Annotated in this window: 17 protein-coding genes; 6 read left to right on the top strand and 11 right to left on the bottom strand. The window is 69.8% G+C overall.

The annotated features are described in order from the left end of the window. The 11 genes from YS110_18610 to YS110_18660 form a co-directional block, all read right to left on the bottom strand. Nucleotides 1-1,404: an LLM class flavin-dependent oxidoreductase gene (locus YS110_18610; protein ID UJB66629.1), complete on the bottom strand. Its 1,404-nt coding sequence runs from the start codon at nucleotides 1,402-1,404 to the stop codon at nucleotides 1-3. A 22-nt stretch (nucleotides 1,405-1,426) separates the two neighbouring features. Continuing rightward, on the bottom strand, nucleotides 1,427-2,677 hold the full coding sequence (locus tag YS110_18615) for an SfnB family sulfur acquisition oxidoreductase (GenBank protein ID UJB66630.1): 1,251 nt from the start codon (nucleotides 2,675-2,677) through the stop codon (nucleotides 1,427-1,429). Nucleotides 2,678-2,789: 112 nt separating this feature from the next. Next, nucleotides 2,790-3,602: an ABC transporter ATP-binding protein gene (locus YS110_18620; protein UJB66631.1), complete on the bottom strand. Its 813-nt coding sequence runs from the start codon at nucleotides 3,600-3,602 to the stop codon at nucleotides 2,790-2,792. A 20-nt stretch (nucleotides 3,603-3,622) separates the two neighbouring features. Continuing rightward, entirely contained in the window at nucleotides 3,623-4,888 is a 1,266-nt protein-coding gene (locus YS110_18625; GenBank protein ID UJB66632.1) for a monooxygenase, read from the bottom strand. 12 nt (nucleotides 4,889-4,900) lie between these two features. Then, nucleotides 4,901-6,217, bottom strand: coding sequence for an ABC transporter substrate-binding protein (locus tag YS110_18630; protein ID UJB66633.1), 1,317 nt, complete (start codon nucleotides 6,215-6,217; stop codon nucleotides 4,901-4,903). Beyond that, entirely contained in the window at nucleotides 6,214-7,272 is a 1,059-nt protein-coding gene (locus tag YS110_18635) for a branched-chain amino acid ABC transporter permease (GenBank protein UJB66634.1), read from the bottom strand. The genes YS110_18630 and YS110_18635 overlap by 4 nt, the downstream gene beginning before the upstream one ends. 5 nt (nucleotides 7,273-7,277) lie before the next feature. Further along, nucleotides 7,278-8,174 carry a branched-chain amino acid ABC transporter permease gene (locus tag YS110_18640; protein ID UJB66635.1) on the bottom strand — a complete coding sequence of 299 codons (897 nt, stop codon included), beginning with the start codon at nucleotides 8,172-8,174 and terminating at the stop codon, nucleotides 7,278-7,280. Continuing rightward, nucleotides 8,174-9,013, bottom strand: a complete 840-nt coding sequence (locus YS110_18645; protein ID UJB66636.1) for an ABC transporter ATP-binding protein — start codon at nucleotides 9,011-9,013, stop codon at nucleotides 8,174-8,176. Before YS110_18645 ends, YS110_18640 begins: the two co-directional genes overlap by 1 nt. 12 nt (nucleotides 9,014-9,025) lie before the next feature. After that, nucleotides 9,026-10,444 (bottom strand): LLM class flavin-dependent oxidoreductase, encoded by a 1,419-nt coding sequence (locus YS110_18650; protein UJB66637.1) that lies wholly within the window; start codon nucleotides 10,442-10,444, stop codon nucleotides 9,026-9,028. A gap of 28 nt (nucleotides 10,445-10,472) precedes the next feature. Continuing rightward, a complete protein-coding gene (gene msuE / locus YS110_18655) occupies nucleotides 10,473-11,051 on the bottom strand; it encodes an FMN reductase (GenBank protein ID UJB66638.1) in 579 nt (192 codons plus the stop codon). Nucleotides 11,052-11,243: 192 nt separating this feature from the next. Continuing rightward, nucleotides 11,244-11,606 (bottom strand): hypothetical protein, encoded by a 363-nt coding sequence (locus YS110_18660; GenBank protein UJB66639.1) that lies wholly within the window; start codon nucleotides 11,604-11,606, stop codon nucleotides 11,244-11,246. Here YS110_18660 and YS110_18665 point away from each other — a divergent pair. The 6 genes from YS110_18665 to YS110_18690 all read left to right on the top strand — a co-directional run bounded on the left by YS110_18665 (nucleotide 11,605) and on the right by YS110_18690 (nucleotide 17,543). Beyond that, complete coding sequence (locus YS110_18665; protein ID UJB66640.1) at nucleotides 11,605-12,561, top strand: sulfurtransferase; 957 nt, start codon at nucleotides 11,605-11,607, stop codon at nucleotides 12,559-12,561. The genes YS110_18660 and YS110_18665 overlap by 2 nt on opposite strands. Nucleotides 12,562-12,647: 86 nt before the next feature. Continuing rightward, nucleotides 12,648-13,841: a YeeE/YedE family protein gene (locus YS110_18670; protein ID UJB66641.1), complete on the top strand. Its 1,194-nt coding sequence runs from the start codon at nucleotides 12,648-12,650 to the stop codon at nucleotides 13,839-13,841. A 302-nt stretch (nucleotides 13,842-14,143) separates the two neighbouring features. Continuing rightward, entirely contained in the window at nucleotides 14,144-14,572 is a 429-nt protein-coding gene (gene mraZ, locus YS110_18675; protein UJB66642.1) for a division/cell wall cluster transcriptional repressor MraZ, read from the top strand. A 9-nt stretch (nucleotides 14,573-14,581) separates the two neighbouring features. Beyond that, complete coding sequence (gene rsmH / locus YS110_18680; protein UJB66643.1) at nucleotides 14,582-15,511, top strand: 16S rRNA (cytosine(1402)-N(4))-methyltransferase RsmH; 930 nt, start codon at nucleotides 14,582-14,584, stop codon at nucleotides 15,509-15,511. After that, entirely contained in the window at nucleotides 15,508-15,801 is a 294-nt protein-coding gene (gene ftsL / locus YS110_18685; protein ID UJB66644.1) for a cell division protein FtsL, read from the top strand. The genes rsmH and ftsL overlap by 4 nt, the downstream gene beginning before the upstream one ends. Next, nucleotides 15,798-17,543, top strand: coding sequence for a penicillin-binding protein 2 (locus YS110_18690; protein ID UJB66645.1), 1,746 nt, complete (start codon nucleotides 15,798-15,800; stop codon nucleotides 17,541-17,543). The genes ftsL and YS110_18690 overlap by 4 nt, the downstream gene beginning before the upstream one ends.

The following is a 17,543-nucleotide window of genomic DNA, read 5'->3' on the forward strand; positions in this document are numbered from 1 at the left end:
TCAGGCCGCCTTGGCTGCCAGGGCTGCCTGTTCGCGCTTGACCCGCTCGATGTCGCGGTAGCGCGCCGCCGGGTGGTTGTCCGGCAGGTAGGGACCGGCGCCGAAGAGCTTCTCGCGCAGCGTGCCCTCGCGGTAGGCCGTGGGGTAGACGCCGCGGCGCTGCAGCTCGGGCACCAGGTGCGTGACCACGTCCTCGAAGGTTTCGTGCGCCACGGCGTAGGCGAGGTTGAAGCCGTCCAGGTCGGTGGCTTCCACCCACTGCTGCAACTGGTCGGCCACGGTGGCGGCCGAGCCCACGAACAGCGGCCCGAGCCCGCCGATGCTGGCCCACTTCGCCAGTTCCTCGATGCTCCAGGTCTTGCCGCCCTCGGCCAGCTCCTCCACGGCGGAGACGATGGCGTTGGTCTCCACCTTGCGCACGCTGTCGCCCGGCGCGTAGCGGCCGAAGTCGATGCCGGTCCAGCCCGAGGTCAGCACCAGCCCGCCGTCGTACGAGGCGTACTGCTGGTACTCCTTGAGCTTGGCGTGCGCCTTGGCGTCGGTCTCGTCGACCACCAGCGTCACCAGCGCGTAGATCAGCAGCTTGCGCGGGTCGCGCCCGGCCAGGGCGGCGCGGCGGCGGATGTCGCCCACGTAGGCGCGCGTGGTCTCCTGCGTGGGCGTGGAGATGAACACCAGCTCGGCATGCTCGGCCGCGAAATCCTTGCCCGCGTTCGACGCGCCGGCCTGGAACAGCACCGGCGTGCGCTGCGGCGAGGGCTCGCACAGGTGGTAGCCCGGCACCTCGAAGTACTTGCCCTTGTGGCCGATCTCGTGGATCTTCTCCGGCAGGGCGAACACGCCGCGCGCGCGGTCGCGCACCACGGCGCCTTCCTCCCAACTGCCCTCGAACAGCTTGTACAGCACCTCGACGTACTCGGCCGCCACCTCGTAGCGGTTGTCGTGGCGCTGCAGGCCGCCCTGGCCGATGTTCTTGGCGCCGCTCTCCAGGTACGAGGTGACGATGTTCCAGCCCACCCGGCCCTGGGTGTGGTGGTCGGCCGTGGCCAGGCGGCGCGCGAAGGTGTAGGGGTGCTCGAACGAGGTCGAGGCCGTGATGCCGATGCCCAGGTGCTGCGTGGCCGCGGCGATGGGGTTGGCCAGCTGCAGCGGGTCGTTGACCGGAATCTGCACGCCGCCCTGGAAGGCGTGGGCGTTGCTGCCCTTGTACACGTCGTAGTAGCCGATCACGTCGGCGATGAACACGGCATCGAAGATGCCGCGCTCCAGGATGCGCGCCAGGTCGGTCCAGTAGGCGACGTCCTTGTACTGCCACGAGCGGTCGCGCGGGTGGCGCCACAGGCCGGGCGACTGGTGGGCCACGCAGTTCATCTCGAACGCGTTGAAGCGGATGGGCTTGCTCATGAGGGGGCTCCCGGTGGGGGTGTCAGTTCCAGGCGTTGCGCGGCGGGTTCACGCCGTTGAGGTAGAAGTTGCCGACGTGGAAGTACTTCCAGCGCACCGGGTCGTGCAGCGTGTGCACGCGGGCGTTGCGCCAGTAGCGGTCGAGGTTGTGGTGCACCAGCGTGGCGCGCGTGCCGGCCAGCTCGAACAGGCGGTTGGTGGCCTCGATGGCGATGTGCGTCGTCAGCACCTTGGCCTCGGACGTGGCGGTGGTCGCCTCGGCCACGCTCTGCGCGCCGGGCGCGGCGGCGGCGCGGTCGATGGCGTGGCCCGCGCGCTCCAGCAGCGCCTCGGCGGCGTGCAGCTTGATCTTCAGGTCGCCGATGGCCTGGATGGTGAACACGTCCTCGGCGGCGCTGTCCTTGCCGCTGTCGATCCACGGGCGGCTCTGGGTGCGCACGAAGCGGATGGTCTCCTCGATGGCCTGGCGCGCGATGCCCACGTCGATGGCCGCCTGGATGATCTGCGACACGGCGCCGGCCACGGTCTGGTTCTCGAACGCCTTGATGGCGATGGCGCGGCTGCGCGGCACGCGCACCTGCTCGATCTTCACGCCGCCCGAGGCTGTGGTGCGCTGGCCGAAGCTCGACCAGTTGTTGCTCACCGTCAGGCCCGGCGCGTCGCGGTCGGCGAACACCAGCACGCCTTCGCCTTCCTCGGTCACGGCGACGATGGGCACGATGTGCGCCAGCAGCGCGCCGGTGGTGTAGAACTTCTCACCGTCCACCACCACGTCGTCGCCGTCCACGCGGGCGCGGGTCTCGAAGGCGGTGACGGTCTTGCTGTGCAGTTCCGAGAAGGCGTTGCCCAGGCGGTGGCCGCGCAGCACCAGGCCGAACAGCTCCTGCTTCTGCGCCTCGGTGCCGTCGGCGTCGATGTGGCCGACCAGCGCCAGGTGGTTGTGCGCGATCTGGGCGATGCTGGAGTCGCCTGCGGCGATCAGCGCGCTGACCTTGGCGATGGTGGCGTACGAGGCGCCCAGCCCGCCGTAGGCCTTGGGCACGTTCAGCGCCCACAGGCCGCTTTGCGAATAGGCGTCCAGCTCGTCGAGCGGCAGGTAGCCCTCGCGGTCGCGCAGCCCGGCCTCCTGGGCGAACTGGTCGCGCAGGCGCTCGGCGATGGCGATGGCCTCGGCCTCGCTGCGGATGACGTGCGCGGGCGCCGTGGGGCGCGGGCGCGGCGCGAAGGGCGCGGGGGAGTTGACGCGGGGGCGTTCGAGGGTGGCGGCGGTCATGGCGGGTCCTTTCAAGGGGGTGAACGGGTTTTTGGAGAAAAATCGGCCTCCAGCGCTTGCCCATAAAGCGCTAGTAGCTATGGAAAAAGGAGTGATTGCGTGCGCGCGGGGGCTATGCGGCGGCCAGTTCGGGCGCTTCTTCCGCCACGCCCTGGCCGAAATAGAAGTGCTGGATGTCCTCGCGCTGGCGCAACGCCTGGGCCGTGCCGTGCAGCACCGAGCGCCCGGCGTCCAGCACGGTGGCGCGGTCGGCGTACTGCAGCGCCACGGTGGAGTTCTGCTCGGCCACGAGGATGGACAGGCCCTGCTCCTGGTTCAGGCGGCGCAACTGCCGGAAGATGTCCTGTACCACCAGCGGCGCCAGGCCCATCGACGGCTCGTCGAGCACCAGCAGGCGCGGCGCGGCCATGAGCGCGCGGCCAATCGCCGTCATCTGCTGTTCGCCGCCCGAGGTCAGGCCCGCCGGGCTGCGGCGGCGCTCGGCCAGGCGCGGGAAGGCGGCGTACACGCGCTCCAGCCCGGCGGCGATCTCGCGGCGGCGCGCGCCGCGCCCGATGCCGCCGGTGACCAGGTTCTCCTCCACCGTCAGGTGCGCGAAGCAGCGCCGCCCCTCCAGCACCGGCACCAGCCCGCGCCGCACCAGCGCGGCGGGGCCGAGGGCGGCCACGTCCTGGCCGTCGAAGTGGATGGCGCCGCTGCGCACCTGGCCGCGCTCGGCCGGCAGCAGGTGGGACACGGCCTTGAGCGTGGTCGATTTGCCCGCGCCGTTGGCACCCAGCAGGGCGTGGATCTCGCCCGGGCGCACCTCCAGGCTCACGTCGTGCAGCGCGACGATGGCGCTCTGGTAGACCGCCTCGATGGCGGCGATGCGCAGCAGCGGCGCGGGGGCCGCGGCAGGCACGGGGGGAAACGTAGACACGCCCATGGTTCGCATCCCTTCGCGCGTCAGGCCGCGGCCTTGGCGCCGGTGCGCTGGCCGGCGCCGATTTGCCACACGTAGGGCGGCTCGGTGCCGTTGACGTGCCAGTCGCCGACGATGCGCGCCTTGTAGATCACCGGGTTGTGCGAGGCGATGGTGCGCGCGTTGCGCCAGTGCCGGTCCAGCGACTTGCTGGCGCTGGCCGCCGAGGCGCCCAGCGCGTTGAAGAACTGCGTGGTGGCGCGCAGCACCAGCTCGGAGATGGCGATCTGGCCCTGGGCCGACTCCAGCTCGGCGTCGATGTTGGCCTGCTTCTCCTCCTCGGGCGTGCCCTGCCAGTGCGCGTCGTAGGCGCGCTGCGCGGCGAAGGCGGCGCGGATGGCCGTCGCCTCGGCCGCGTAGGCGGCGGCCGCGACTTCGCCCACCACCTGCTGCACCTGCACGTCCTGCGCCACGGCGCTGGCGTTGCCGGTGCTGAAGACGCGCCGGCGCTCGCGCACTTCGCTGCCCGCGTCGCGCGTGGCGGCGCGTGCGATGCCGGCCAGCGTGGCCAGGTGGAACAGCTGGTAGAAGGCGGTCTGGTACTTGAAGCGGCTGGCGAAGGGGAAGATGTGGGCCTCGTCCACCTCGGCGTTGTCGTAGACCGAGGTGCCGCTGCCCGTGGTGCGCTGGCCGAAGCCGTCCCAGTCGTCGTGGTGCGTCACGCCGTCTTGCCGGGCGCGCACGGCGGCGATCACGTCCAGGCCGTTGCCGTCCCCCGGGCCGTCGCGCCGCGCGAACAGGTCGATCCAGTCGGCGAAGATGCTGCCGGTGCTGTAGAACTTGCGCCCGTTCACCACCCAGCGGCCGTCGGGCTTTTGCGACACGCGCGTGATGACCTCGCCGATGGCCACGTTGCCCACTTCGGTCCAGGCGTTGCCCACCAGGTCGCCGTCGGCGAAGCGGCGCAGCCAGACGGCATTGGCCGCGTCGCGCGGTGCGTTGAGCCGGTCCTCGACGAAGGCGAAGTGGCCGCGCAGCGCCTGCACGATGTTCGAGTCGGCCTCGCCCAGCTCGATCAGCAACTGGAACAGCTGCGGCAGCGTGGCGCCGTCGCCGCCGTATTCCACCGGCACGCGCAGCGCGCCGAAGCGTGCCGCCTTCAGCCAGCCGATGGCCTCGTGCCCGAGTTCGCGCTGCTGCTCGCGCTGCAGCGCCGTGGCGCGGATGCGCTCGATCACCGGGCGGTACTTGGCGGCGATGCGTTCATAGTCCGCGCCAAGCAGGGAAGGGGAGTGTGTGGTGGTGCTCATGGGGTCGCTCCTTCAGTCGTCGATGCTCTTGCGCACCTTGACGTTCTTTTCCTTGGCGTAGGCCAGCGAAGACTTTTCGATGACGGGGCGCAGCAGCTTCCAGTCCGGCGCGATCCAGTCCGAGACCACGTTCCACTTGCCGCCGTCCCACTGCTGGAAGGCCACGCGGCCGTCGCCCTCGTGGTTGTCCCAGGTCACGTTGATGGAATGGAACAGGCCCTTGGCGCCCAGCGCGGCGGCGCGCGCCTCGTCGATCTTCAGGTTCTCCAGGCCCCAGCGCACCTCGTCGCCGGTGAGCGTGCGCTTGCCGAACTTCGCCTGCGCGATGCGGATGGCCTCGACGTTCAGGATGCCGTTGAGCACGCCCAGGTTGTGGTACACGCTGCCGATGCGCTTCTTGTCCTGCAGGTTGCCCTTGCCCGCGTCGTACACGGTTTTCTGGATGTCCTGCAGCACCGGGTACTGCGTGCCCGGCGCCACCGAGGTGATGGCGACGTAGCCCTTGGCGGCGTCGCCTGCGGGGATCACGTCCTCCTCGGAGTTGGACCAGATGTTGCCCACGATGCGGTCGGCCGGAAAGCCCGTCTTCTGCGCCGTCTTGAGCGCCACCGGGTTCATCACGCCCCAGCCGCGCAGCACCACGTAGTCGGGCTTGGCGCGGCGGATCGTCAGCCACTGCGACTGCTGCTCGTTGCCGGGGTGCGGCACCTCGATCTGCTGGACGGTGAAGCCGTACTGCTTGGCCAGCAGCTCGTAGATCGGGATCGTCTCCTTGCCATAGGGCGAGCCGTGGTACAGCACCACGATCTTCTTGCCCTTGAGCTTGTCGTTGCCGCCGACCTTGGTGCCGATGTAGTTGACGATGCCCGAGGTCTCGCTGTACGGGTTGACCAGCAGCGGGAAGATGTACTTGAACACGCGCCCGTCGGTGGTGTCGGTGCGGCCGTGGTTGATGGTGAGCAGCGGCACCTTGTCGGCCGTCACGCGGTCGATCAGCGCGTAGGCGATGCCCACCGACAGCGGGTTCCAGGTGGCGATGCCGGGCTTGGTCTTGAGGCGCTCGTACACCTCCACACCGCGTTCGACCTCGTACTGCGTCTCGCCTTCCTCCCAGGTCAGCTTGACGCCGCCCACGCCGCCGTCGCGGGTGTTGACGAGGTTCAGGTAGTCGATGAAGCCGCCGAAGAAGCCGGTGCCGCCAGCGGCGTAGGGGCCGACGCGGTAGCTCTGCAGCGGGAAGAACTGTTCGTCGGCCTGCGCGGCCTGCGTGCCGGTCAGGGCCAGCGCGCCGGCCAGCAGCGCGGTCTTGAGTTTGCGGGTGAGGGTCATGGTGTGGAATCTCCTGAACGGGAAAGGGAGTGAAACGCGCGGCGCCACAGGGCGGCCAGCCCCTGCGGTTCCGCGATGAGGAAGGCGACGATGAGGACGCCGAGGACGATGCGCTGGCTCAGGTCGAGCACGCCCGAGTCGAACCAGTTGCCAAAGAGAAAGCTGCCCGCGCGCGACAGCAGCAGCGGGAACACCACGATCAGCGCCGCGCCCAGGAAGGCGCCGCGGATGGTGGCCAGGCCGCCGATGATCACGATGAACAGGATCTGGAACGAGCGGTCCAGGTTGAAGCCCGCGGGCTCCACCGTGCGCAGGTAGACGAAGCCCCACAGCACGCCTGCCACGCCGATGACGAAGGACGAGACGGCGAAGGCCAGCAGCTTGGTGCGCAGCACCGGCACGCCGGTAACGCGCGCGGCCAGCTCGTGGTCGCGGATGGCGACGAAGTGGTGGCCCGTGGGCGTGTTCACCAGGCGCCAGACCAGCGCCGTGAGGAGGCTCACGATGGTCAGCGCGAACAGGTAGCGCAGCGCCGGCGTGTCGAACACGAAGCCGGCCACGGCCAGCGGCGGCGCGTCGATCACGCCCGAGGCGTTGTGGTTGCTGAACCAGCCGAACTTGGTCAGCGCCCACTGCACGAAGAACTGCGCCGCCAGCGTGGACACGGCCAGGTAGAAGCCGCGCAGCCGCAGGCTGGGCAGCCCGAACACCACGCCCACCGCCGTGGCCGCCAGCCCCGCCAGCACGATGCTGACGGGCAGCGGCAGCCCCGGCACGCGCAGGTTGAAGTTGTAGGCCGCGAACGCGCCCACGGCCATGAAGGCGGCCGAGCCGAGCGAGAGCTGCCCGGCGTAGCCCGTGAGCAGGTTCAGCCCCACGGCGGCGAGCGACAGCGCCAGGAACGGAATCAGGATGGCATCGAACCAGTAATCGGTGGCCACCAGCGGCACAGCGATGTAGGCGATGGCCAGCCAGGCCAGCGGCGTGGCCCAGGCGGGCCATCGCCATGCGGCGGTGGCCGGGCGGGCCGGGAGGGATGTGACGGCGGTGTTCATGGGGTTCAGGCCCTTTCCACCAGGCGCTGGCCGAACAGGCCGCCCGGTTTGACCAACAGGAATGCCAGCGCCGCCACGTAGGCGAACCAGCCCTCGATGCCGCCGCCGACGAAGGGGCCGAGGTAGACCTCGGCCAGCTTCTCCAGCGCGCCCACGACCAGGCCGCCGACGATGGCGCCCAGGATCGAATCGAAGCCGCCCAGCACCAGCACCGGCAGCGCCTTGAGCACCACCAGCGAGAGCGAGAACTGCACGCCCAGGCGCGCGCCCCACAGCAGCCCGGCCACCAGCGCGATGACGCCCGCCGCCGCCCACACCGTGGCCCAGATGCGCGGCAGGCGCAGGCCCACGGCCAGCGCGGCGAAGGTGTCGTCGGCCACGGCGCGGAAGGCCAGTCCGGTGCGCGTGAAGCGGAAGAAGGCCGACAGCAGCGCCACCATCAGCGCCGCGATGCCCGCTGCCGCCAGGTCGAAGCTGGAGACCAGCACGCCCGCGAACTCCAGCGGCGTGTCGGCAAGCCCCAGGTCCAGCTCGTGCACCTGCGTGCCCCAGAGCAGCTGGGCCACGCCCTCGATCACGTAGGACAGGCCCAGCGTGGCCATGAACAGCGTGATGGGCGGCTGGTTCACCAGCGGGCGCAGCACGGCGCGCTCGATCACCAGGCCCAGCAGCAGCATGAGCGCGAAGGTCAGGCCCAGCGCCAGCGCGAAGGGCACGCCGCGCTCGACCAGGCTCACGAAGGTGAGCGCCGCGAACAGCAGCTGCGCGCCCTGCGCGAAGTTGAGCACGCCCGAGGTCTTGTAGATCAGCACGAAGCCGATGGCCACCAGCGCATACATGACGCCCGAGAGCAGCCCGCCGATCAGCACCTCGGCGAAGAAGGCGAAGTCGAAGGCTTCCATCACGCGGCCTCCTGCGTGCTGGCGCTGTCTTCGTGGGCCACGCCCAGGTAGGCGTCGATCACGGCCGGGTCGCCGCGCACCTCGGCGGGCGTGCCGTCGGCGATCTTGCGGCCGTAGTCGAGCACCGCCACGCGGTCGGACAGGCCGAGCACCAGGCCGATGTCGTGCTCGATCAGCACGATGGCCGTGCCCCACTGGTCGCGCGCGGCGCGCACCAGTTGGGCCATCTGCGCCTTCTCGGTCACGGTCATGCCGGCCAGGGGTTCGTCCAGCAGCAGCAGGCGCGGCCGTGCCACCAGCGCGCGCGCCAGCTCCACGCGCTTTTGCAGGCCGTAGGGCAGGGTGCTGGCGGGGCGGTCCTGCACGTCGGTAAGGCCCAGGAAGCGGATCACCTCGCCGGCCCGGCCGCGCGCATCGTCGCGCTCGCGCCGGGCGCGGCCCAGGCCGATCACCTGCTCCGCGAAGCTGGCGCGCGTGTGCGCCACGCGGCCCAGCGCGATGTTGTCGCGCACGCTCAGGCCACGGAACAGCGCCAGGTTCTGGAAGGTGCGCGCCACGCCCAGGTGGGCCAGCCGCGCCGTGGGCACCTTGGCGAAGGCGCGGCCTTGCAGCACGACCCGGCCCCGGTCCGGCCGGTACAGGCCGCTAATGACGTTGACCAGCGAACTCTTGCCGGCGCCGTTGGGGCCGATGATGGCGCGGATCTCGCCCGGCGCCACGCGCAGGTCGATGCCGTGCAGCGCGTGGATGCCGCCGAAGGACAGGTCGATGCCCTGCAGTTCGAGCACCGCGTCTGCGGTGTCATGCCGTGGGGAAAGGCTGGGAGGGGCGCTGGGCATGGCGTTGCCTGTTCAAGCCCAGGAGGCGGCGGGGCCGCTCGCGTCGGCCACGCTTTCCTTGCCCACGTAGTGGCGGCGCCAGTGGGTGGCGGGGTGCGAGTCGCGTGTCTTGCCGTCCTTGTCGCCCAGCAGCTTCTCGCGCAGCGTGCCCTGCGCGTAGCGGGTCTGCACGCGCCCGCGCTTGCGCAGCTCGGGCACCACGAAGTCGATGAAGTCGGTGGTCGATGCGGGCGTCACGGCGTAGGCCAGGTTGAAGCCGTCCACGCCGCCTTCGTCCACCCAGCGCTCCAGCTCGTCGGCCACCTTCTGCGGCCCGCCGACCACGACTGGCCCCAGGCCGCCGATGGAGCGCTGGCGGATCACCTCGCGCACGGTCCATTCCTTGCCGTCGGCGGCGAGCGACTCCAGCGTGGTGCGCAGGCTGTCGTTCTCCACCGCCTGCAGGGGCGTGTCGGGATCGAGTGAGGCGAAGTCCAGCCCGGTCCAGCCGCCGTAGAGCGCCAGCATGCCCGTGGGGCTGGCGTAGGACAGGTATTCCTCGTGCTTGCGCTGCGCTGCTTCGTCGGAGGGGCCGGTGATGACGGTGAGCAGCGTGAAGATCTTGAGCGCGTCCGGCTCGCGCCCGGCGGCCGCCACTTCCGCACGGATCTTGTCGGTGAGCACGCGCGCCGATTCCGGGCTGGTGGCCAGGATGAACATGGCCTCGGCATGGCGCGCGGCGAAGGCGCGGCCGGCCGTGGAGGCGCCGGCCTGGAAGATCACTGGCGTGCGCTGCGGCGAGGGCTCGGTCAGGTGGAAGCCCGGCACCTTGAAGTACTTGCCCTCGTGCTGGATCGGGTGCACCTTGGTGGGGTCGGTGAAGATGCCGCGCTCCTTGTCGCGCAGCACGGCGCCCTCTTCCCAACTGCCCTCCCAGAGCTTGTAGATCACCTCCATGTATTCCTCGGCGAGGTCGTAGCGCTCGTCGTGGGGGATCTGCTTGTCCAGCCCGATGTTGCGCGCCGCCGAGTCGAGGTAGGACGACACCACGTTCCACGCCACCCGGCCCTTGGTTAGGTGGTCGAGCGTGGACAGGCGCCGCGCCAGCAGGTAGGGGTGCTCGAAGGTCACCGCCGCCGTGACGCCGAAGCCGACGTGCTGGGTCACCGCCGCCATGGCCGAGATCGCGCCGAAGGGGTCGTTCACCGGCACCTGCGCCGCGTCCTGCAGCGCGCCTTCGGCGGAGCCGCGGTACACGTCGTAGACGCCCACCACGTCGGCGATGAACAGCGCGTCGAACACGCCGCGCTCCAGCTCGGTGGCGAGATGCGTCCAGTATTCCAGGTCGTTGTAGCGTGAGGCCTGGCTGGCGGGGTGCCGCCACGTGCCGGCGGCCTGGTGGCCGACGCAGGTCATGTCGAAGGCGTTGAGGATGATGCGTTTCTTGGTCATGGGAGCCTCTGCGGGAAGGGGGGATGCGTCAGGCGGCCAGGCGGGCGGCTTCGGCTACGGGCCGGGTCGGGCCCGCCGTCACCACGGGCACGGCGCGCGCCACGGACAGCGCGATGCGCTCGTACAGCGCCGCGCTGCCGATGGCGTAGCCCTTGAAGTCCTGCTCCGAGGCGTACACGCCCAGCGGCAGGGTGCGCGCCTGGAAGAAGCTGAACAGCGGGCGCAACTGGTGGTCGATGACCAGCGCGTGCCGGTCGCTGCCGCCGGTGGCGGCCAGCAGCACGGGCGTGTCGATCAGCGCGTCCTGGCCGACGAAGTCGAACAGGTGCTTGAACAGCCCGCTGTACGACGCGCGGTACACCGGGCTGGCGACCACCAGCACGTCCGCCGACTCGATGGCCGCGATGCGCCGCTCCGCCGCCGCGGGCAACTGGCTGCGGTACAGCGCGCCCGCCAGGTGCGGGGCCAGCTCGTCGAGCGTGATGACCTCGGCCTCGATGGGCAGCGCCTCGCCCAGCGCGGCCACGATCTGCTCGGCCAGCACCAGCGTGCGCGAGGGCTTCTGCAGGCTGCCCGAGACGGCGACGACCTTGTACGTTTTGCTCATATCCATCATCCTTTTCTTTCCTGTGGGACCGGGTGTTCTGGAAATCACCAGTTGCCGGGTTGGGGAAAGTCTGGGGCTTTTGGCGGGGTGCCCGTTCGTATAAATACGATGATGGATATGCGGATTTTTATTGTTCTTAACTTGTTGAAATAAAAGGGATTTTTCTGTTTTTGAAAATCGCTTTCACATGCCTCACGGGAGCGCCTGCTGGTTTGAAAGCAATTTGCTGAAAAGCTGCGCAATATCCAGCGTGCGTGCCGTGGGTGCGCTTTGGCGGTAATTCCTGAAATTCGCGCGCGCGTAGGAGGGGGGCGGAAATTCAAGATTGATAGCTGCAAGCGCTTGTCCAGCAAGCGTTTGACCATGAAAAGTTAATGAAACGCTTTGCTGACAAGCGCTAGCAGCTATGTTTTTTGATAGACCATGCCGCTCCCTCAAGGGCGGTTGCGTATGGCGGTTTTTGTATATGGATAGCCGTTTTGATTTCTTGTCGTTGTATGTGGCCGCTCCTACAGTGCGCTGCATACACCACAGCCCGAACGAAAGGACGACCATGACCGCCACTTCCGCAACCTTCCGGGCGCTGCGCCGCCGCCGGCTCGGCGCCCCGCTGCTGGCCCTGGCCGCACTGGGCAGCGCCTGGGCCGCCACGCCCATTCCCGCCGGGCCGCTGGTCTCGACCGAATGGCTGGCGCAGAACCTGGACAACGCCAGGCTGCGGCTGATCGAGGTCAGCGTGAACCCCGGCGTCTACGAGCGCGCCCACATTCCCGGCGCCGTCAATTTCTCGTGGCACAACGACCTCAACGACAAGGTGCGCCGCGACATCGTCGGCAAGGAGGCGTTCGAGGCGCTGCTGTCCAAGGCCGGCGTCGGCCCCGACACCACCGTGGTGCTGTACGGCGACACCAACAACTGGTTCGCTGCCTGGGGCGCCTGGGTGTTCGACATCTACGGCGTCAAGGACGTGAAGCTGCTCGACGGCGGGCGCAAGAAGTGGGAGGCGGAAAACCGCGCCCAGGACAACCGCGCGCCCAGCTTCGCGCCCACGGCCTACAAGGTGGCCCGGACCAGCCCGGAACTGCGCGCGCGCCTGGCCGATGCGCTGGCCGCCGCCGAGGGCCGCAACGGCGCGCGGCTGGTGGACATCCGCTCGGCGGACGAATACTCCGGCAAGGTGTTCGCGCCGCCCGGCGTGCCCGAGCTGGCCATCCGCGCCGGCCACATTCCCAGCGCCGTGAACGTGCCCTGGGGCCAGGCGGTGCAGGCCGACGGCACCTTCAAGACACCCGAGGAGCTGAAGAAGGTCTACGGCGCCGTGGGCATCGACGGCAGCAAGCCCATCATCACCTACTGCCGCATCGGCGAGCGCTCCAGCCACACCTGGTTCGCGCTGAAGAAGCTGCTGGGCTACGACGTGCGCAACTACGACGGCTCGTGGACCGAGTACGGCAACGCCGTCGGCGTGCCCATCGACAACCCCAGCGGCACCGTGTGGGCGGCCAAATGAAATAAACAAGGCGATGGCGACATGGCCATCGCCGCGAACCCGTTGTCTCCTCAGCTCTTTGCCCGCCTCCGCGCGGGCTTTTTTTCATGACGCTCCAACAACCCCATTTCGTGCTCCTGCCGGCTGCCGTGCTGGCCGTGGCCGCCACCCTCGCGCAGCGCCAGGACGGCGCGCCCACCCTTCTGTTCGCGCTGGCGGCGGGCACCGCCCTCGGCCTGGCGCTGCAGCGCGCGCGCTTTTGCTTCTACTGCCATGCGCGCGACTGGTTCGGGCAGCGCGACCCGCGCGGCCTGCTGGCCATCGTGCTGGCCCTGGCCGTGGGCCTGCTGGGCTACACCGTGGTGCTGGGCGGCTGGATGCCCGTGGCCACCGGCGGCGGCCTGCCGCCGGACATGCACATCGGCCCCGTGAGCTGGGTGCTGGCGCTGGCCGGGCTGGTCTTCGGCGCGGGCATGGTGGTGTCGGGCTCGTGCATCAGCGCGCACTGGTACCGGCTGGCCGAGGGCTCGCCCGTCGCGCCCTTCGCGCTCGCCGGCACGGCGCTGGGCTTCGTCGCCGGCTTTCTCACCTGGAACCCGCTGTACAGCCTGGCCGTGGCCGATGCGCCCGTGGTCTGGCTGCCGCACTACCTGGGCCATGGCGGCGCGCTGCTGCTGCAGCTGGGCGTCCTGGCCGCGCTGGCGGCCTGGCTGTGGCGCGGCTTCGCTGCCCAGGCGCCGGCCCCGGCCGCGCCCGCCGGCGTGCCGCCCCTGGGCGCCGCGTGGCGGCGCCTGTGGCGCGGGCGCTGGAGCTACTGGACGGGCGGCCTGGCCGTGGGCCTGATTGGCGCGTTCGCCATCGTGCGCATGAAGCCCCTGGGCGTAACGGCCACGCTGGGCAGCGCCGCGCGCGCTCAGGCGCAGGCGTGGGACTGGATTCCGCTGCGGCTGGACGGCCTGGACGGCTTCGCCGGCTGCGCCACCGCGCCCGCGCAGGGCGCGTGGGCGCCCCACGCCCTGCTGCTGCTGGGCCTGGTGGCGGGCGCCTTCATCGGCGCGCTGGCCAGCCGCCAGTTCGCGCCGCGCTGGCCGCGCCCCGGCGACGCCGCGCGCGGCCTGGCCGGCGGCGTGCTGCTGGGCTGGGGCGCCATGACGGGCCTGGGCTGTACCATCGGCACCCTGCTGTCGGGCATCATGGCGGGGGCGCTGTCGGGCTGGGTGTTCGGCGCGTCGATGTTCTTTGCCCTCTGGGCCGGCCTGCGCCTGCAGGCCCGCGCGCGGCGGGCCGCCGCCGGCGCCTGACCCGCTCCCCGCAGGGCCGCCGCCCGGATCGCGCGGCCCGGTTTCCCGGGGAAAAGTGAAAAACCTTGAGGAATCACTTGCATTGCTTTTCCTAAGTCCCTATTGGGTAAGGATTTTTGCTGCCCCCGTGCGTTCACTTTCAAGGCTAAGTCCTTGATTTCATTGCAAAACTTTGTAGCGCCGCCCCACGCTGGGGAGGCTTTTCCTGCTACAGTGCAAAAAAGTGCAATGAAGTGGTGAAAAGTGCCATTGCCGCCCAGAAAACGCGGCGCGCAAGGCATCCAGTGGCGGGGTTCAAATCAGTGTTTCAAGGGGCGTCATCGCTAAGTCTCGATGCGAAGGGTAGGCTATCCGTGCCTACCCGGCACCGCGACGCCCTCACGCAGCAGGCGGGCGGCCAGCTCACCATCACCAAGCACCCCGACGGCTGCCTCATGGTGTTCCCGCGTCCCGCGTGGGAGGAATTCCGCGAGCGCATCGCCAAGCTGCCCATGTCGGCCCAGTGGTGGAAACGCATCTTTCTGGGCAACGCCATGGACGTGGAGATGGACGGCACCGGCCGCGTGCTGGTGTCGCCCGAACTGCGCGAGGCTGCCGGCCTGGCCAAGGACGCCGTGCTGCTCGGCATGGGCAACCACTTCGAGCTGTGGGACAAGGCCACCTACGACGCCAAGGAGGCCGCGGCCATGCAGGCCGAGATGCCCGACGTCTTCAAGGACTTCTCTTTCTGAGGGCTGCGCATGAACCAGCCCTTGCTGCACACCACGGTCTTGCTTGATGAGGCGGTCGACGCCTTGCTCGGGCGCGACCCCGCGCGCGCCGATGGCGCCTGGATCGACGCCACCTTTGGCCGCGGCGGGCATTCGCGCCTGATCCTGCGGCGCATGGGCGCGCAGGCGCGCCTGCTGGCCTTCGACAAGGACCCCGAGGCCATCGCCGAGGCGGCGCGCATCGCGGATGCGCGCTTCGCCATCCGCCACGAAGGCTTTCGCCACCTGGCGGACCTGCCCGCGGGCAGCGCCGACGGCATCCTGATGGACCTGGGCGTGAGCTCGCCCCAGATCGACGCGCCGGAGCGCGGTTTCAGCTTCCGGTTCGATGGCCCGCTGGACATGCGCATGGACACCACGCGCGGCGAAAGTGTGGCCGAGTGGCTGGCCACGGCCGAGCTTGGGCAGATTGCGGAGGTGATACGTGACTACGGCGAAGAACGGTTTGCTGGCCCCATTGCAAAGGCGATTGTTGCGCGGCGCCAGGAGCGCGGACCTCTCACAGGCACTGCCGAGCTGGCCGGCCTCGTGGCTGGCGCGGTCAAGACCCGCGAGGCAGGCCAGAACCCTGCCACGCGCACGTTCCAGGCTTTTCGGATTTTCATCAATGCCGAGCTGGAGGAACTGCGGCAGGCGCTAGCGGCCAGCCTGCCGGTGCTGCGTCCGGGCGGGCGCCTGGTGGTCATCAGCTTCCACTCGCTGGAGGACCGCATCGTCAAGCAGTTCATTGCGCAGCATGCCAAGGAGGTCTATGACCGCCGCGCGCCCTTTGCGCCGCCGCAGCCCATGCGGCTGAAGGCGCTGGAGCGCGTCAAGCCGGGCGATGCGGAAGTGGCGGCGAACCCGCGCGCGCGCAGCGCCGTGATGCGCGTGGCCGAGCGCACGGAGGTGCCGGCGTGATCAGGCTCAACCTGGTGTTGCTGCTGGCGGTGGTATTGAGCGCGCTGTATCTGGTGCGCATGCAGTACGACTCGCGCCTGCTCTACACCCAGCTCGACCGCGCCAAGGCCGAGGCGCGCCAGCTCGAAACCGAGCACCAGCGCCTGCAGGTGGAAAAGCGCGCCCAGGCCACGCCGCTGCGCGTGGAGCGCATTGCGCGCGACAACCTGCACATGCGCACGGCCACGCCGGCCATCACGCTGTACGTGAACGACAGCGCCCCGGCCGCCAGCGCGGGAGGCACGCCGTGAGCCGCAGCGTGCGCTACACCTCCAGCCCCCTGCTGGCGAGCAAGACGCCCGTGGGGCGCAGCCGCTTCATCGTCGCGGCGATCGCGCTGGGCTTCATCGGCCTGGGCGTGCGCGCGGCCTACGTGCAGGTGTACGCCAACGACTTCTTCCAGCGCCAGGGCACGGTGCGCTTTACGCGCACGCTGGAGCTGCCGGCGAACCGCGGGCGCATCCTCGACCGCAACGGGCTGATCCTGGCCTCCAGCGTCCCGGCGGCGAGCATCTGGGCCATCCCCGAGGATGTGGACGAGGGCGACCCGGCCGTGCGCGCCCAGCTCAAGGAGCTGGCGCGCCTGCTCGACATGCCGCTGTCCACCCTGGTCACGAAGATGGCCGAGGACGACAAGACCTTCATGTGGCTCAAGCGCCAGCTCGACTGGGACCTGGGCCAGCGCATCGTGGGCCTGGGCATCAAGGGCATCTACCTGCGCAAGGAATACAAGCGCCAGTACCCCGAGGGCGAGTCGGCGGCCCACGTGGTCGGCTTCACCAACGTCGAGGACCATGGCCAGGAGGGCATGGAGCTGGCGTTCGACAAGCAGCTCGCCGGCAAGCCGGGCTCGCGCCGCGTCATCAAGGACCGCATGGGCCGCGTGGTCGAGGGCGTGGGCGACGACGTGCCGCCCGTCGATGGCCAGGACCTGCAGCTCTCCATCGACTCCAAGGTGCAGTTCTTCGCCTACCAGAAGCTGCGCGACACCGTGGCCGCGCACAAGGCCAAGGCCGGCAGCGTGGTGGTGCTCGACGCGCACACGGGCGAGCTGCTGGCGCTGGCCAACTACCCGAGCTACGACCCCGGCAAGCGCCAGCACCTCACGGGCGAGCAGCTGCGCAACCGCGCCATCACCGACACCTTCGAGCCTGGCTCGACCATGAAGCCCATCACCATCGGCCTGGCGCTGGAGAGCGGCCGCGTGCGCCCCGGGACCATCGTGGACACCACGCCGGGGCGCGTCACCATCACCGGCTCGACCATCTCCGACACGCACAACTACGGCGTGCTCACGGTGGAGGGCGTGATCCAGAAGTCGAGCAACGTCGGCACCACCAAGATCGCCATGCAGATGCCCGCGCGCGAGATGTGGGAGACCTTCTCGGCCGTGGGTTTCGGCCAGAAGCCGCAGATCGGCTTTCCCGGCGCCGTGGGCGGGCGCCTGCGCCCGTACAAGGGCTGGCGCCCGATCGAGCAGGCCACCATGTCGTACGGCTACGGCCTGTCGGCCAGCCTGTTCCAGATGGCGCGCTCATACACCGTGTTCGCCAACGGCGGGCGCGTCATTCCCGCCACCATGCTCAAGACCGGGCAGGAAGCGGTCGGCGTGCCGGTGTTCTCCGAGCGCACGGCCGACCAGGTGCGCAAGATGCTGCAGATGGCCGCAGGCCCTGGCGGCACCGGCCAGAAGGCGCAGACCGTGGGCTACTCGGTCGGCGGCAAGTCGGGCACGGCGCGCAAGCAGCAGGGCAAGGGCTACGCGGCGGGCAAGTACCGCGCCTGGTTCACCGGCATGGCGCCCATCGACAACCCGCGCATCATCGTCGCCGTGATGATCGACGAGCCGAGCAATGGCGTGTTCTACGGCGGCGCCGTGGCCGCGCCGGTGTTCAGCGAGGTGGTGCAGCAGACGCTGCGCATGATGGGCGTGGCGCCCGACATGGCCGTCAAGCCGCAGATCGTGGCCAACGCTGCCGAGGAGCCGCTGTGA

It is taken from the genome of Acidovorax sp. YS12 (assembly GCA_021496925.1).
Classification (GTDB): domain Bacteria; phylum Pseudomonadota; class Gammaproteobacteria; order Burkholderiales; family Burkholderiaceae_C; genus Paenacidovorax.

Excerpts from the sequence above, each read along its gene's own strand:
- YS110_18610 (UJB66629.1), bottom strand. The coding sequence starts at position 1,404 with ATGAGCAAGCCCATCCGCTTCAACGCGTTCGAGATGAACTGCGTGGCC.
- YS110_18615 (UJB66630.1), bottom strand. The coding sequence starts at position 2,677 with ATGACCGCCGCCACCCTCGAACGCCCCCGCGTCAACTCCCCCGCGCCC.
- YS110_18620 (UJB66631.1), bottom strand. The coding sequence starts at position 3,602 with ATGGGCGTGTCTACGTTTCCCCCCGTGCCTGCCGCGGCCCCCGCGCCG.
- YS110_18625 (UJB66632.1), bottom strand. The coding sequence starts at position 4,888 with ATGAGCACCACCACACACTCCCCTTCCCTGCTTGGCGCGGACTATGAA.
- YS110_18630 (UJB66633.1), bottom strand. The coding sequence starts at position 6,217 with ATGACCCTCACCCGCAAACTCAAGACCGCGCTGCTGGCCGGCGCGCTG.
- YS110_18635 (UJB66634.1), bottom strand. The coding sequence starts at position 7,272 with ATGAACACCGCCGTCACATCCCTCCCGGCCCGCCCGGCCACCGCCGCA.
- YS110_18640 (UJB66635.1), bottom strand. The coding sequence starts at position 8,174 with ATGGAAGCCTTCGACTTCGCCTTCTTCGCCGAGGTGCTGATCGGCGGG.
- YS110_18645 (UJB66636.1), bottom strand. The coding sequence starts at position 9,013 with ATGCCCAGCGCCCCTCCCAGCCTTTCCCCACGGCATGACACCGCAGAC.
- YS110_18650 (UJB66637.1), bottom strand. The coding sequence starts at position 10,444 with ATGACCAAGAAACGCATCATCCTCAACGCCTTCGACATGACCTGCGTC.
- msuE (UJB66638.1), bottom strand. The coding sequence starts at position 11,051 with ATGAGCAAAACGTACAAGGTCGTCGCCGTCTCGGGCAGCCTGCAGAAG.
- YS110_18665 (UJB66640.1), top strand. The coding sequence starts at position 11,605 with ATGACCGCCACTTCCGCAACCTTCCGGGCGCTGCGCCGCCGCCGGCTC.
- YS110_18660 (UJB66639.1), bottom strand. The coding sequence starts at position 11,606 with ATGGTCGTCCTTTCGTTCGGGCTGTGGTGTATGCAGCGCACTGTAGGA.
- YS110_18670 (UJB66641.1), top strand. The coding sequence starts at position 12,648 with ATGACGCTCCAACAACCCCATTTCGTGCTCCTGCCGGCTGCCGTGCTG.
- rsmH (UJB66643.1), top strand. The coding sequence starts at position 14,582 with ATGAACCAGCCCTTGCTGCACACCACGGTCTTGCTTGATGAGGCGGTC.